Source organism: Streptomyces sp. SudanB25_2051 (genome assembly GCF_964272635.1).
Taxonomy (GTDB): Bacteria; Actinomycetota; Actinomycetes; order Streptomycetales; family Streptomycetaceae; genus Streptomyces.
In genome coordinates this window covers 36,570-51,032 of the sequence record NZ_OZ186787.1, presented here as the reverse complement: position 1 = coordinate 51,032, position 14,463 = coordinate 36,570, and the positions used below count along the sequence as shown (strand labels likewise).

Sequence of the window (14,463 nt, the reverse complement as noted above, 5' to 3'; positions counted from 1 at the left end):
TGCCGGAAGTTCATGTGCCCAAAACGACCTGTTGTTCTCTGGATCGGTGCTTCTACCATCAGGCTCAGTCTGCCGAGGAGGTCTGTGTGGGCGTGCGTCGTGTGCGCAACCTGTTCAAAGGAGAGTTACGCCGGGACGAGGGCTGCCATGGTGGCCGTGGTCATGTGGATGTCTTCCGCCCCTTCGAGCGGCGGTCGGACGGGCCTCAGGTGGACTTCATCGACCTGGCGGTGGTGCCGCCGGGCTCAGAGATCGGCCGGCACCGGCACGGGGACGACGAGGAGTGGTACGTCGTCCTGGAGGGATCGGCGACGATGCTGCTGGACGGTGAGGAGTTTCCCGTCTCCGCGGGCGACATCATCATCAACCGCCCCTTCGGGGAGCACGGTCTGCGCAACGACTCCGACCGTGATGTCCGGCTCTTCGTCTTCCAGGCCAGCCGTTGACCGGCGCTGGCTTCCCCGCGCGCCCTCTGTACCTGGTCGCCGATCTCGGAGGCACGACGCTGCGTGGCGGATGGGCGCGTGCCGGAGATCTGGCAGTGTCCGGTGTACGCCGGGTGGCGGTGGACGGTATCGCCCGGTTTCCCGGCCTGCCGGCCGGGGAGCTGCAGGCGCGCGTGGTGGACCAGCTCGTCCGTCTTCTGCGGGAGTGCTCCCGCTCCGCGCCGTGTACCCCATCGGCCCTGGCGGTGGCGTTCGCGGGGCCGGTCGGTCGGACCGGTACGGTCGTCGACGCACCCACGGTCTGGGGGCCGCGCGGTCCCGAGCTGCCACTGGCGCGCTTGCTCGGCCGCGAGTTCGGTGTGCCCGCCGTGGTCCTCAACGACGTCACAGCGGCCGGCTGGCGCTACGCGGCCCCCGAAGGCGGGGAAGACGACTACTTCTGCATGGTGACCGTGAGCTCGGGAGTGGGCAACAAGGTGTTCCGGAACGGCGAGGTGCTTCTCCCGGAGGACGGAAGGGGCGGCGAGATCGGACATCTGAAGGTGGACTTCGCCGCGGACGCCCCCTGGTGCGACTGCGGGGAGCGGGGCCACCTCGGGGCCGTCGCCTCGGGACGCGGCGCCTTGCGCGCCGCTGGCGTGCTGGCACGTCGCTTCCCCGGGGTCTTTGCCCGCTCGGCGCTGTCTGCCGCCTGCGGAGGCGATCCGGGCCGACTGTCGGCAGAACAGGTGGCCGCCGGTATCCGCAGCCAGGACGCGTTCACCGTCCGGGCGGTCGCCCCTGGCGTACGGTATCTCGCCCGTACCCTCGCCACGCTGCGCTGGGCGTGGACAGGTTCGTCGTCATGGGAGGGTTCGCCCGCGCGGCCGGCCCTCCGTACCTGCGGCTCCTGGGTGAGGAGATGGCGAAGGCCGGCGACTTCCTGCTGCCACCCGCCGGGGCAGCCGGCCTCCTGCGGCCGGGAGCACCCGACGACGATGACGGACTGATCGGATGTCTGCGCCTTCTGGAGCGAACCCACAGCTCCCGCGGCAGCAGTCCGCGGCCCGCGGTCCCGGTCACAGGCACCTCCTGACCCACTTCCGGTGTGCCGCTCGCGTGTCTGGGCGCGCGCGGCACGCCGTCGGTTCCCCTCCGCCAGCCGCGTGAGGAGCCTCATGCACCTGCCGCCGCCTGCTGATCCGCACGATGTCGCCTACCACGAGCTCGGGCCCGACGTCCTCGTCCGGGGGGAGGGGCTACGGGTCTGGGACGAGAAGGGGCGCGAGTACCTGGACTGTGTGTCCGGCACCTTCAACCTGATCCTCGGCCACAACCACCCGGCCGTCCTGGCCGCCGTCCGGGAACAGTCCGAACGCCTTGTCTTCGCCAGCTCGGCGTTCCAGACCGAGCCCACCAACCGCGTCATGCAGCTCCTGGCCGAACTCACCCCGGACAACCTGACCCGGGTCAACCTCCGCAGCTGCAGCGGATCGACGGCGAACGAGGGCGCCATCAAGATTGCCCAGCTGCACACGGGACGCCGAGACGTGATCGTGCCCTTCCGCGGCCAGGTCGGGCAGTCGCTCGCCGCGACGGCGTACAACGGGCTCGCGAGGATGCGCGCCCCCTTCCCCCAGCACCACCACGGGGCCGTGAACGTCCCCGACCCGTACTGCCAACGCTGCTTCTACCGCCAGAGCCCCGACTCGTGCGGCTTCTGGTGCGTGGACCGCATCGACGACTTCCTCACCTACGCCGGATCCGGCAGCACCGCCTGCCTGATCATCGAGCCGATCAGCGGCGTCGGCGGCAACGTCGTCCCCCCACCCGGCTACCTCCAGCGTCTGCGGGAGTTCTGCACCGAACGCGGCATCGTCCTGATCTTCGACGAGATGCAGACCGCGTTCGGCCGCACCGGACAGCTCTTCGCCGCGGACCACTTCGGCGTCCAGCCCGACATCATGACCGTCTCCAAGGGCCTGACCGGCTCAGGACTTCCCCTGGCCGCGATCATCACCGAGGAGCGCTTCGTCGGCATGGAACGCTCCCTGCACGGCTTCACCTACGGCAGCCACACCCTGTCCGCCGCCGCGGCCGCCGCCACCCTGAAGATCGTCAGCCGGCCGGAGTTCCTCGCCCAGGTACGCGCGGTCGGCACTGTCCTGCTCGAACGCCTCCTCGCGCTCAAGGACGACCACCCTTGTGTCTTCGACGTCCGCGGCGCCGGACTCATGCTCGGCATCGAGGTCGCCGAACCCGACGGCACCCGCTCCTCGCCCCTCGCGCACGCGCTGCACCAGGCTCTGGCCGAGCGCTTTGTCATCACCCGTGTCTCCGAGCACGGCCAGGGCAACGTCATCGAACTGCGCCCCCCGCTCATCCTCACCCCCCAGGACGCCCACCTGATCGCCGACCGCTTCGGCGAGGCCCTGGAGTCCCTGCCACGCACCGCGCGCTGACCCTTCCTCCCCCACCTGCCGACGCCGCCACGAGAGGGAGAACATGAACCTGCCCGAGGGCACCCACGTGATCCACGACGCCATCGTGCTGCCCGAACCGCACCATGCCGTCCGCGCCCGCGCACTGCGCCGGGCCGAGTACCCCGTCACCCTCGCCGACAGCGTGGAAGAGGCGGTGAAACACCTGCGCACCGTCGTGGCGGACCAGCGGATCGCGCTGGTCACCGACGACACCGTCGCGGCCCTGCACGCAGAGGGGTTACAGGCCGAGTTCCACCGCCAGGACGTCGACTTCACCCTGACCAGCATCCCGCCCGGCGAGCAGAGCAAGACCATGCGCACGGCCGAGCGCCTGCTGGACTGGCTGGCAGACAGCCGCATGCGCCGCCGTGACGTGCTCGTCGCCCTCGGCGGCGGCGTGGTCATCGACACCGCCGGCTGGGTCGCAAGCGCCTACATGCGGGGCATGCCCTACGTGAACCTCCCCACCACCCTGCTGGCCGCCGTCGACGCCGCACTGGGCGGCAAGGTGGCCGTCGACCACCCCACCGCGAAGAACCTGATCGGAGCCTTCCACCAGCCGGCCGCGGTCATCGCCGCCACCCCCTGGCTGGCCACCCTCCCCGCCCGGCACGTACGGGCGGGCCTCGCCGAGGCGATCAAGAAGGGCGTCATCGCCTCCCCGGCCCTCTTCGAGCTGATCGAACACCACCTGCCCGACATCCAGAACCTGGACCCGGCCACCTTGCGCCGTCTCGTCCACGGCGCCGCCACCGTCAAATGCGCGCTCATCGACCGCGACCCCTACGAGGAGGACCTGCGGCGCCCCCTGAACTTCGGCCACACCATCGGCCACGCCGTCGAGACGGTCACCGGCTACGGCCCCGTCCTGCACGGAGAAGCCGTCGCCTTCGGCATGGCCTGCGCCGCGCGGATCTCCCTGGCCCGCGGCTGGCTGGACAACACCTCCCACACCCGCCTCCTCACCCTCCTCCGGCAGGCCGGCCTGCCGTGCGAGCGGACGGAACTCCCCGCCCCTCTCGATCCCGAAGCGGTGATCACCGCACTCGACAAGATCCGCCTCATCCGCGACGGCCGGCTCCGATTCGTCCTCCCGCTCGGCATCGGCACCACCGCCATCAGCGACGACGTCACCGACGATGAGATCCGGCAGGCTCTTACTTCCTAGAACCGGCCCCGCTGTCACAACAGCTGAGGAGATCTCATGCCCGCAGAAGCCGTAGGCGTCGACGTCGGAGGCACCAAGACCCTCGCCGTTCGCATCCGGACCGACGGCACGATCATGGAACGGATCCAGGTCCCCACCCCCCGTACCGGATCCGCCGATCTCCTTGCGCTGCTGACGAGCCTTATCGACCGCCTGCGGACACCTGGCACCCTGGCCGTCGGCGTGGCACTGCCGGGACTGGTGGAGACCACAACCGGCTCCCTACGCCATGCCCCCGGCTTTCCCTGCGACGACCTGCCGGTCCGCGCCCTGCTGGAGGAGGCCGTCGGCCTGCCCGTCCACGTCGACAACGACGCGCGGGCCGCCACCTGGGCCGAGCACCGCACCGGAGCCGGCCGAGGACACCGCGACACTCTCGTGATCACCGCAGGGACAGGCTGGGGATGCGGTGTCGTCATCGACGGGAACCTTCTGAGAGGCTCCCAGGGCTTCGCCGGCGAAGTGGGACATCTGCACGTCGACCCCGGAGGTCCCACCTGCTACTGCGGCCGGCAGGGCTGCGCCGAGGTGAGTGCCAGCGGGAGCGCCATCAGCCATCACGCAAGGGCCGCCGGTTACCCCGACGGAGAGGCCGTGACCCGTGCTGCCCGTAGCGGCGACCCCGGTGCCCTTGCCGTCTTGAACACGGTCGGAACAGCGCTCGGGCACGGCGCCGCCGCCCTCGTCGACCTCCTGGACCCGGCCATCTCATCGTTGGTGGCGGCGGTGCCGACGCCGGCGACCTGCTCCTCGCACCCGCGCGCACCGCCATGCACACCGCCCTGACCGCCTCACGGCGCCGGCCGGGAATTCCACCCGTGGTCGCTGCCGCACTGGGCACCGACGCCGGGGCGACCGGAATCGCCCTCCTCTCACTCGACCAGGCTGCTGCACACGGTTAGGGCGGCACTCGCACCCGGCGGCGTGTGCCGGCCTGTGGTCGCACGGCCAGGTCCGCGGACATCTTGTGAAGCGCGGTGGTGATCTGGGCGACGACCGCCTCGATGGCCTGGGGGGGCGTCGTGGTCCAGGGCGGAGTTGACCGCCAGGTTGGTCGGCGCTTCACCTGTATGTCAGCCCAACTGGCCTACGCATCTGTCGGCTTGGTGCCGATTCGGTTCCTCAAGACCCAGGTCGGCGGCCTGCTCGCGACGGATTCTCTCCACCTCGGCACCATCGGCCTGCACCGCTTGTACGCCCTGGTCGTCAAGGCGTCGTGGGAGCCATGCCGACGGCCGCCCGTCGGCGTCGGAGTCCGCCGATCATCCCGGGCGACAGTCCGGACCAGCAGGTGGCACCATTCGGCCATGTGCGAAGACTGCCTGGCCGGCTACACACGCTGTGTGCACATCACCGCCGACGCCGCCGACGCCGCCGACGCGTACCACCAGGCCATGCGGTTGTGCGCGCTGATGGAACACAGGGACGAGGAAGCGGAACTGCTGACGCACCTGGAAAGCGTCGACGAGGTCCGCCGAATGGCGGCGGCGCTACCGAACTCCCGCTTTGTGCACCGCCCTTACCCTGGCGCCCGACCCTCTTGCGGCGCCGGCAGATGCGAACCGGACGTGTCGGTCATGGGTGACCGTGAACTGGAGGCACACCTGCCGCTCGAGATGTCGGCACGGTTCACACCGGGGACGGCCGAGGACCGGGTCATCGCGGCACTGGGTGACAACGGCAGCGCCGTCTTCCTCGTATGGACGGGCCGCTGGCCGGACAGGCCCGAGCACGGCCTGCACGGCTTCCGCCACGACGCGGTACAGGTCGCCTTCCGCGGCGACCACTCCGACCCTGCACTGCCGTCCGGCCGACACGCGGTCCACGTCCACGTGTCCAAGGCGTCAGGCCGCCGCGGCGTCGAGTATCTGGTTGCGCAGGCGGGCGTCCGTCCGTGACCGACTCGGCGCGCTCGTGTACGCCGCCGTCCGGTCCGCATCACCGCACTCGTCCAAGCCGTCCTCGCCGGTACTCCTCGACCAGGACACCGGTGTCCTCGCGGCTCTGGGCCGCGCCGGCCGAGGCGCACTCGAAGGCGGCGGGCAGTTCCTCGACGCGGTCGATGTGGATCACGCCGATGCTGCCGGGCGAACGCGGCAGGCTTGACGACCGAGGGCAAGCCGATGGTCGCCGTCGTCCGTGTCGCCTTTACCAGGGCGCGGGCCTTTGTCGAGCCGGTCGACGGCACGGTGTGGCGGGCGAAAGGCGTACGGGCAGTGGCCTTGTTGCGGCATGCCCGCATCACCTCGACGGAGTCCGCGGGCAGACCGAGCGCGTGCGAGGCGGGCGGTGGAGACGAGGTGCCACTCCTACCAGCTGACGACGCCGGCGAGTTGGTGGCGTGCGGCTCGGGCCTGTTTCAGAAGTGGATCAAAGTGCTGCTTCATCACTTCTGATGTAGCGAAGCGAGCCAGCGTGCGTCCTGGAACTCGGCCGGGATCTCGTCCTCGTCCAGGTCGATGCCGCGACGCTCCAGTTCGTCGTAGTAGCGGTCGCGCTGGGATTCGGGGAGGCGCTGACCGCACCACGGGCAGAAGGCGATCCCGCTGATCGCCATGCCGCCGTCGTGGAAGATCAGCCCGTACTCCTGGAATTTGGGGATGAACAGGACCAGGGCGTCCGGGCAGGTGAAGGGGTCGTCGTGCTGGCCGCACCGCCAGTTGACCTGACGGGTCATGGACTCGCAGCAGTGGTCGGTCATGGCCTCGGACTCTCGTTGATCAGCAGGATGATTGGAAGTAGATCACGGTCTGAGATGATCTTCGGGTGGGGCGGGGAGAACTGACGAACACGCAGTGGGCCAGGCTGGAACCGTTGTTGCCGGTGGGCAGGAAGCCGGGGCGGCCTCCGGTCTGGCCCAAGCGGCAGCTCATTGACGGCATACGGTGGCGGACCCGTACGGGGGCGCCGTGGCGGGACGGGTCCGTTCACCTTTGCAACAGGCCCTGGAGCCCGGCCCACGGCGAGTAGCGCGGCGTCGTCGTGGAGGTGATGACGGCGTGGTCGACGATGTACGGGTTGCTCCCGCGACGGCTCGGTGCCCGTCAGCAGGACGACGTCGTACGCGGTGCCACCTGCTCCAGGCAGTAGCCGCGATAGGTCTCATCGCCGGGGGCGACGACGAGTGCGAGGGGGCGAGCGGACATGTGGGCGGCCGGAGAGGTCGCCGACTGCACCGTCGGGCACAAGCGGCTGCACCACCCCACGGTCGGTGCCGTGCGCGTCACCTACCAGGTCTGGCTCCAGCTGACAGCCCCGACCACCGCCTCGAGATCTGCACTCGGACGACTCGGCTGCACCGACGCGCTGCGCATCCTGACGCATCAGCACCACGCGGACGCCGAGGCGCCGTCCGGCTGGCCGCCCCCCGGCCCGTGCACGTGCGTCCTTGACCGCCCGTCAGGGACCTGGAGCGCTCCCGGACATAGGGCCGGGGGTGGTGCGGGCGGGGAACAAGCGGCGGTTTCTGCCACGATCGGTCGATTTCGGATGATGAGGGGCCGAAGGGGGCTACTACGGGCGTACACCGGGGTAGTCGTTCCTTCCCCGTGGAGGCGCGCAGATGTCTCCCGTAGGGCGGAGGAGACTGCCATGGTGTTACGGATCCGTACGGCACGCACACCGGCCCGGCGGTCGCGGGGGGCGCCGCTCGCGTCGGGCCGGTCGTCGCGCAGGGCGCCGCTCGCGTCCGCGCTGGCCCTCGCGCTCGCGCTCTCCGCGTGCGCGGCGGGCGGCGGCTCGGGCGGCGGTACCGCCCCAGGCAAGGCGCCCCGCACCACGTCGGCGACCCCCTCCGGCCCCTCGGCTCCCTCCGCCCCCGCCACCGCCACCGCCGGCGTCCCGTCGGCGCCCGGCTCCCGGTCACCGGACCTCGCGTCCCCGGACCCGTCCCCGCCTCCGGGCCGGGCCACCGCACCGCCCCGGGAGGGCAGGCAGGTGCGGGTCGGCGTCTACTTCCTGCACGGCGAGCGGGTGTCGCCCGCTCCCCGTACCGTGACCGGCCCCGCCACGGCCGCCGGTGCCCTGCGGGCGCTGCTCGCGGGGCCGAACCGCTTCGAGGGCGCGCACGGCCGGACGACGGCGATCCCCGCCGGGACGGAGCTGAGGTCCCTCGCCGTGCGCGGCGGCGTCGCGACCGTCGACCTGACCGGCCGGTACGACGACGGGGGCGGGACGCTGTCGGTGCGCGCCCGGCTCGCCCAGGTCGTCTTCACGGCCACGCGCTTCCCCTCCGTGACGTCGGTGCGGTTCGCGCTGGACGGCGTGCCGGTGAGCCGCTTCGGCGGCGAGGGCGTCGACGTCTCCCGGCCGCTCGGCCGGGCCGACTTCGCGGACCTCGTGCCCGCCGTCCTCGTGGAGTCGCCGATGATCGGGGACACCGTGCGCAGCCCGGTCAGGGTGCGGGGCACCGCGCACACCTTCGAGGCCTCCTTCGGGCTGCGGCTCACCGACGCGGCGGGGCGCACGGCGGCGCAGGCGCACGGCATGGCCTCCTCGGGCACCGGCACCCGCGGGACGTTCGATCTGACCCTCGCCTTCCGGACCGAGCGCGAGAGCGCCGGGACCCTGACCGCCCTGTGGGACTCCCCGGAGGAGGAGCGCCTGGTGGACACGGTCACCGTCCCGCTCACCCTGCGGCCCTGACGGGCCGGGCGGCAGGGCGGCGCCGGCCGTCCCCCGGGGCAGCGGGGGCGCGGCCGGCGCCTGGGGTCCGGCGGCTCAGAACTGGAGCGACCAGGCGTTGATGTAGCCGGTGTCGTTGGTCCAGTTGTCGCTGACCCGCAGCTTCCACGTGCCGTCGGCGGCCTCGGAGGAGGCGTCGACCGTGTACGTGGCCTGGACGTGGTCGGCGCTGTCGTTGCTGTTGTAGTCCTTCAGCAGGTACGCGGAGCCGTCGGGGGCGGCCAGTTCCACGCGCAGGTCACCGCGGAAGGTGTGCCGGATGTCCACGGTGACGGACAGGTCCGCCGGGGCGTTGCCGCTGACGCCGGTCACCGCGAGGGGGGATTCGACGGTCGCGTGGTCGCGGATCGTGTAGTCGCCGGTGTTCTCGAAACGCGGTCCGGTGGGCGGCGGGGTGGTGCCGTCGGAGCCGGTGTACAGCAGGCGGTTCGGGGAGCCCGTCCGCGCGTCGGTGACCTTGTCGGCGGTGGCGTCGGCCACCAGCCGGCCGCGGACCTGGGCGGGGGTCCACGTCGGGTTGGCGGAGAGGATCAGGGCCGCCGCGCCCGCCGTGTGCGGGGAGGCCATGGAGGTGCCGCTGTCCGGCCGGGACGCGGTGTCGCCCGTGTGGGACGTGGAGACGATGGAGTCGCCGGGGGCGAAGATGTCCAGGCAGGAGCCGTAGTTGGAGCCCTGGCCGTTGTTCCAGCCGGTGGCGCGGGCGTCCCTGCTGTTGGTGGCGCCGACGGTGATGGCCGACGGGGTGGAGGACGGGGAGTACTGGCAGGAGTCGGCGTTGTTGTTGCCCGCCGCGACGACCCAGGTGACGCCGGAGGAGATGGAGGCCGCGACCGCGTCGTTGACGGACTGGTTGCGCCCGCCGCCGATGCTCATGTTGGCGACCGCGGGCTTGGCGGCGTTCTTGGTGACCCAGTCGATGCCCGCGAGGACCGGCGCCCAGCTGCTGCCGGAGTTGCCCTGGCAGTTCAGCACCCGCACGCTGACGATCTTGACGCCCTTGGCCACGCCGAACGAGCTGCCGCCGACCGTACCGGCGACGTGCGTGCCGTGTCCGTGGCAGTCGGAGGCGTTGGAGTCGTCGTCGATGAAGTCGTACCCGCTGACCGCGCGGCCGCCGAAGTCGCGGTGGCTGAGCCGGACGCCGGAGTCCAGCACGTACGCGGTGACGTTGGACGCGGTGGTGGCGTACGTGTAGCGGGAGTCCGTGGGCAGCGAGCGCTGGTCGACGCGGTCCAGGCCCCAGGACGGCGGGTCGGTCTGCGTGTCGGCCGCGTACGCGACGCCGTCGGCCTCCACCCGGGCGACGGACGGGTCGGCGGCCAGCCGCTTCGCCCGCTCCTCGGACATCGTGACGGCGAAGCCGCGCAGGGCGGTGGTGTAGGTGTGGGTCAGGCTGCCCCCGTGCCGCTTGGCAAGGGCCTTCGCGGAGGCGGGTATGTCGGTGCGGGACACCGAGTCGGCGAAGGTGACGATGTACGACCCCTCGACGGCCCCGGGCCGGTCCGCGCCGACGATCCGGCCCTCGCCGCCGGGCGGTACGGGTGCGGTTTCGGCGGCCCCGGCGGTGGTGGCGGCGCCGACGAGCAAGGCGGCACTGGCGCCGGCGGCGAGCAGTCGCCGTACGGCGCGAGCGTCGAACTCCATGGTTTCTCCCTTGAGAGCGGTCCGGACCTGACTGGTCCGGGGGTGGTGCGGGTCGCGGGTCGCGGGTCGCGGGTCCGGGAGCGGCGAGAGCCGAGGCGAGACAATGAAGGGCATGCGCATGACATCACCCGGTGTCCTTCATCCCCCTGCCCGGCGCCGAGCGGACCGGCGTGCGGCGCCCGGCGTGCGGCGTCCGGCGTGCGGTCCCGGCGCCGCGGCGGCCTTCCGGGGCCGGGGTCCGACATCCGGACGCGGGCCCCGGTCCGCGGCGTCCGTCGTGGGACTTCCGCGGGCGGTGCCGTGGCGCCGCACGGGAGGGACCCGTGCGGCGCCGGGCCGGGCCGTACGGGGGTTGCCCGTGCGGCGCCGGGTCGGAGCCACGTCGTACGGCCGCGTGGGGGTACGGCCGGTGCCCGCGCCGGGCCCTGGCAGCGGGCCCGTCGGGACGCGGGGCGGACGACGCCGTCCGACCGCTGAAGCTTCGGCTCGACGGCGGCGACCGAGCAATCCGTAGCGCTACCCAAAAAGTGGCGCCGGGCGGCGGGCCGGGCAGGCGGCCCCTCCCCGGGGCGACGAGCCGGGGCCTGCCGGGGATTCGCTAGGTGGTGGACCCCTATTGCACCGGTGGACGTGAGCCGGTAGACCACCCTCCACCCGACCGCACGGAACCGAGTCGTGGCCGGGCGGCCGTGGACGCGGCCGGTGGACGGCGCGACGGGCTCCGGTGCGACCGGTGTGGAGGGACGGGCAGCATGGAGGAGGAGTCAGTGGACAGCCCCGCCGGTACCGGACGCCCCGCCTGCCCCGACAGCCCCGGCCGCCCCCGCCCGGCGCTTCCCGCCGGCCTCGCCACGCCCGCCGAACTCGCCTGCCCTACCGGGCCCGCGGGCCCGACCGGTGGCGTCGGGGCCGTCGGGCTGGTCGGGCGGGACGCCGAGGTGCGCCTCCTCCGGGCGGTGCTCGCGCAGGCGCCGTGCGTGGTGGTCGTACGGGGCGAGGCCGGAGTCGGCGCGTCCCGCCTGGTGGACGAGCTTCTGGCCGACCCCGTGTGCGCCGGACTGACGCACCTGCGCGGCACCTGCCCCGACTCGACGGAGCAGGCGCCCCTCGCGGCGGTGACCGACGCCCTCGCCGGACTTCCGTACCGGCCCGGCGTCTGCCTGCCACCGGTGACCGGCGCCGTCGGGACGGTCGTCCCCGAGCTGGCGGACCGGCTGCCGCCGCCCCCTCCGCTCCCCGAACCCGCCCTGCGCGACGGCCTGTTGGCACGCGGCGTCCGGGCCCTGCTGGCGGCCCTCGGCCCCGCGGTACTCGTCGTGGAGGACGTGCACGCGGCGGACGCCCGCACCCTGGACGTGCTGCACCGGCTCACGGCGGAGATGCCGCCGTCGCTCCGGCTGGTCGTGACCGAGCGCGCGGCACCCGGCCTGCCGGTCCTCGGGGTCCGGGCCCACCCCCGGGTACGGGGCGAGGAGATCGCCCTGCGGCCGTGGAGCCCCGCGCAGACCGGGGAGTACGTCCGGCGGTGGCTCGGTGGACGCCCGGCCGAACCGGAGGTCGCCGAGCTGGTGCACACGCGCACGGGCGGGCTGCCCGCCGCCGTGGAGGCGCTGCTGCGGGAGGCGGGGCAGGGCGGCCCGGCCGCTTCCGGCAGCCACAGCCGTACGCTCCGCGCGGCGGACGTGCGCGCGATCGGCGTCCCGGCGGCGGTCCGCCGGGACATGGCCCGGCGGCGCGGCCCTCTCGACGAGACGGCCGACCGGGTCGTGGAGGCGGCCGCCGTCCTCGACCGGCCGGTCCCGCTGGACGTACTCGCCGAGGTGGCGGGGGTGACCGCCGACGACGCGGAACGGGCCGTGGCGCTCGCCGCACGCCGGGCGGTACTCGGCGCCGACGGGCGGCACACCCGGTTCCGTCACGCCCTGGACCGCGACGCGGTGTACGAGCGGATCGCCGGGCCCCGGCTGGAACGCCTCGCCCTGCGCGCCGCACGGGCCCTGCGCCGGGCCGGCGGCCCGCTGCCACTGGCCGACCTGGCCCGCCTGCACCGGGCGGCCGGGCGGACTGGGGAAGCCCTGCGGTACCTGGAGGCGGCCGCCGACCACGCCGCCGCCCGGGGCGACTACGCCGCCGCGACCGCCCTCTACACCCGCGCGGTCACCGAGCAACCCGGGCAGTCGCCCGCGGGCCGGCCCGGCGGGAGCGGCGAGACACCGCGTGGAGTCGGGCCCCGTGTCCGCACGGCCGTGAAGCTCGCCCGTACCGCCCAGCTCGCGCGCGCCGGGGACGACGTGGTGAGCGCCGTCCGGCGGGTACTCGAAGAGGACGACCCGCCGCCCCGGTTGCGCGGCGAGATCAGACTCCATCTGAGCGTCGTGCTGCGCAACCAGGGCGCGACGCCCCTGGACAGCCTCAACGAGATCGCCCGCGCCCTGCCCGATCTCGAGGAGAGCGACCCGCAGACCGCCGCCCGCGCGATGTCCGTGGCGGCCATCCCCTCCATCAAGGGATGGCCGGTCGGCCGCCATCGGGCGTGGCTGGAGCGGGTCGAGCCGGCCGCCCGCGCGGTGACGGACCCGGCGACCCGGGCGGCGGTCGCCGCGAACCGCGCCACCGCCCTGATGCTGCTGGGCGACGCACGGGCGTGGGCCGCCGCCGACGCGCTGGACCGCCCCGCCGCCTCGGCCCTGGAGGCGGCGCAGCACGCCCGGGGATGGGCCAACCTGGCGCACGCCACGGTCGCCCTCGGGTACACCGGGCGGGCCCGCGCGTTCCTGGACCGTGCCGCCGCCGGGCTCGAGGCCACCTCCAGCCCGTACCTGGAGGGACTCACGCACACCGCCCGGCTGGTCATCGGCTGGCACGAGGGACGGTGGGAGGGGCTGCGCGAGGCCGCGGACCGCGTCACCCGGGCGTACGAGGAGATCCCCGATCTGACCGCCGAGGCGATGCTGGTACGCGGTCTGACCGCGCTGCACGTCCACGGCGACGTACCGACCGCCCGCCGGGACCTCGCCGAAGCCGCCCAGCTCACCCGCTACGACACCGGGTTCATCCTCACCGCGTCCGCCGCCGCCACCGCGCGGCTCCACCTGGAGGCGGGACGCCCCGGGCAGGCGGGGGACGCCGTGGAGACGGCCCTGCACCACCTGCACCGGACCGGCGGCTGGGTGTGGGCCACCGAGGTCGTGCCCACCGCCGTCGAGGCGCTGCACGGCAGCGGCCAGAGCGCGCGGGCGCACCGGCTCGTCGAGGACTTCGCGGCGGGGACCTCCGGCCGCGACGCCCCCGCCGCCGGTGCGGCGCTGACGGTGAGCCGGGCCCTGCTCGCGGAGGCGGAGGGCCGCTTCGGCGCGGCCGCGGGGCTGCTGGCCCGGGCCGAGGCCGAGTGGCGGCGGCTCGGGCGCCCCTTCGACGCGGCGGGCGCGGCGGAGGCCCGGGGGCGATGCCTGTTCCAGGCCGGGCACGCGGACGCCGAGGCAACCGTCCACGGGGCGATCACCGCCTACCAGAGCCTCGGCGCCCGCTGGGACGTGGCCCGCTGCCACCGGCTGCTGCGCCGCCACGACGTCGTCACCACCCACCGCCGGGGCCGCCTCGGCTACGGCGACCGGCTCTCCCCCCGGGAGGAGGAGGTGGCGAGGCTGGTCGCCCAGGGACGGGCGAACCGGGAGATCGCCGAGAGCCTGGTCCTGTCCACCAGGACCGTGGAGCACCATGTCGCCCGCATCATGCGGAAACTGGACGTGGCGTCCCGCACGGACATCGCCCTCGCACACGAGCGGCTCGCCGACCGCGCGGACCGCTGACCGCACGGCGCGCCTGGGGCCGCAACCCGCCGCCGAGCCGAGGCGCTGTACACCTGGAGCAGGCCGCCCCGAAGGGCGCACCCCTCCCACGGGACGCCAAACCGACGTCACCACCGTGCCGGTCGACGTCCAGGCTTCCGCCGTGAGCGTCCACCAACCTGAAGTCGCAGGTCAAAGGGCTGGTGTGAGCGGTTCTCGGGGTGCTCGTGTTG

General features: G+C 73.4%; 13 protein-coding genes and 1 pseudogene. 11 read left to right on the top strand and 3 right to left on the bottom strand.

The window, feature by feature from the left end:
• Positions 1 to 86 precede the first annotated feature (86 nt).
• From ACSUPT_RS00240 to ACSUPT_RS00215, 6 genes are all read left to right on the top strand, one after another.
• The gene (locus tag ACSUPT_RS00240) at positions 87 to 446 is read left to right on the top strand and encodes a cupin domain-containing protein (RefSeq protein ID WP_436943100.1); all 360 of its coding nucleotides are present in this window, start codon (positions 87 to 89) and stop codon (positions 444 to 446) included.
• A gap of 119 nt (positions 447 to 565) precedes the next feature.
• The gene (locus ACSUPT_RS00235) at positions 566 to 1,435 is read left to right on the top strand and encodes an ROK family protein (protein ID WP_436943099.1); all 870 of its coding nucleotides are present in this window, start codon (positions 566 to 568) and stop codon (positions 1,433 to 1,435) included.
• 168 nt (positions 1,436 to 1,603) lie between these two features.
• On the top strand, positions 1,604 to 2,887 hold the full coding sequence (locus ACSUPT_RS00230; protein ID WP_351965110.1) for an aspartate aminotransferase family protein: 1,284 nt from the start codon (positions 1,604 to 1,606) through the stop codon (positions 2,885 to 2,887).
• Between the two features lie 43 nt (positions 2,888 to 2,930).
• Positions 2,931 to 4,076, top strand: a complete 1,146-nt coding sequence (aroB, locus tag ACSUPT_RS00225) for a 3-dehydroquinate synthase (RefSeq protein ID WP_404144106.1) — start codon at positions 2,931 to 2,933, stop codon at positions 4,074 to 4,076.
• A gap of 36 nt (positions 4,077 to 4,112) precedes the next feature.
• A complete protein-coding gene (locus ACSUPT_RS00220) occupies positions 4,113 to 4,901 on the top strand; it encodes an ROK family protein (protein WP_436943098.1) in 789 nt (262 codons plus the stop codon).
• A 557-nt stretch (positions 4,902 to 5,458) separates the two neighbouring features.
• On the top strand, positions 5,459 to 6,013 hold the full coding sequence (locus ACSUPT_RS00215; protein WP_436943097.1) for a hypothetical protein: 555 nt from the start codon (positions 5,459 to 5,461) through the stop codon (positions 6,011 to 6,013).
• Between the two features lie 40 nt (positions 6,014 to 6,053).
• Here the strand turns inward: ACSUPT_RS00215 and ACSUPT_RS00210 are convergent, their stop codons facing one another.
• Positions 6,054 to 6,188 (bottom strand): hypothetical protein, encoded by a 135-nt coding sequence (locus ACSUPT_RS00210; RefSeq protein ID WP_436943096.1) that lies wholly within the window; start codon positions 6,186 to 6,188, stop codon positions 6,054 to 6,056.
• Between the two features lie 29 nt (positions 6,189 to 6,217).
• Here ACSUPT_RS00210 and ACSUPT_RS00205 point away from each other — a divergent pair, with 29 nt between their 5' ends.
• Positions 6,218 to 6,511: a hypothetical protein gene (locus tag ACSUPT_RS00205; RefSeq protein WP_436943095.1), complete on the top strand. Its 294-nt coding sequence runs from the start codon at positions 6,218 to 6,220 to the stop codon at positions 6,509 to 6,511.
• On the opposite strand, the gene ACSUPT_RS00200 is transcribed toward ACSUPT_RS00205, so the two are convergent.
• Complete coding sequence (locus tag ACSUPT_RS00200) at positions 6,502 to 6,816, bottom strand: DUF6980 family protein (RefSeq protein WP_436943094.1); 315 nt, start codon at positions 6,814 to 6,816, stop codon at positions 6,502 to 6,504. The two genes, ACSUPT_RS00205 and ACSUPT_RS00200, sit on opposite strands and share 10 nt — an antisense overlap.
• A gap of 65 nt (positions 6,817 to 6,881) precedes the next feature.
• On the opposite strand from ACSUPT_RS00200, the gene ACSUPT_RS00195 reads away from it, so the two are divergent.
• The 3 genes and pseudogenes from ACSUPT_RS00195 (at position 6,882) to ACSUPT_RS00185 (ending at position 8,759) form a co-directional block, all read left to right on the top strand.
• Positions 6,882 to 7,085 carry a transposase gene (locus ACSUPT_RS00195; RefSeq protein WP_436943093.1) on the top strand — a complete coding sequence of 68 codons (204 nt, stop codon included), beginning with the start codon at positions 6,882 to 6,884 and terminating at the stop codon, positions 7,083 to 7,085.
• Positions 7,086 to 7,259: 174 nt separating this feature from the next.
• Positions 7,260 to 7,316 (top strand): annotated as a pseudogene (locus tag ACSUPT_RS00190) (hypothetical protein); the annotation flags it as partial.
• Between the two features lie 390 nt (positions 7,317 to 7,706).
• Positions 7,707 to 8,759: a Gmad2 immunoglobulin-like domain-containing protein gene (locus ACSUPT_RS00185; protein ID WP_436946151.1), complete on the top strand. Its 1,053-nt coding sequence runs from the start codon at positions 7,707 to 7,709 to the stop codon at positions 8,757 to 8,759.
• 75 nt (positions 8,760 to 8,834) lie between these two features.
• On the opposite strand, the gene ACSUPT_RS00180 is transcribed toward ACSUPT_RS00185, so the two are convergent.
• Complete coding sequence (locus tag ACSUPT_RS00180; protein ID WP_436943092.1) at positions 8,835 to 10,442, bottom strand: S8 family serine peptidase; 1,608 nt, start codon at positions 10,440 to 10,442, stop codon at positions 8,835 to 8,837.
• A gap of 752 nt (positions 10,443 to 11,194) precedes the next feature.
• Here ACSUPT_RS00180 and ACSUPT_RS00175 point away from each other — a divergent pair.
• A complete protein-coding gene (locus tag ACSUPT_RS00175) occupies positions 11,195 to 14,251 on the top strand; it encodes a LuxR C-terminal-related transcriptional regulator (protein WP_436943091.1) in 3,057 nt (1,018 codons plus the stop codon).
• The last annotated feature ends 212 nt before the right edge of the window (positions 14,252 to 14,463 follow it).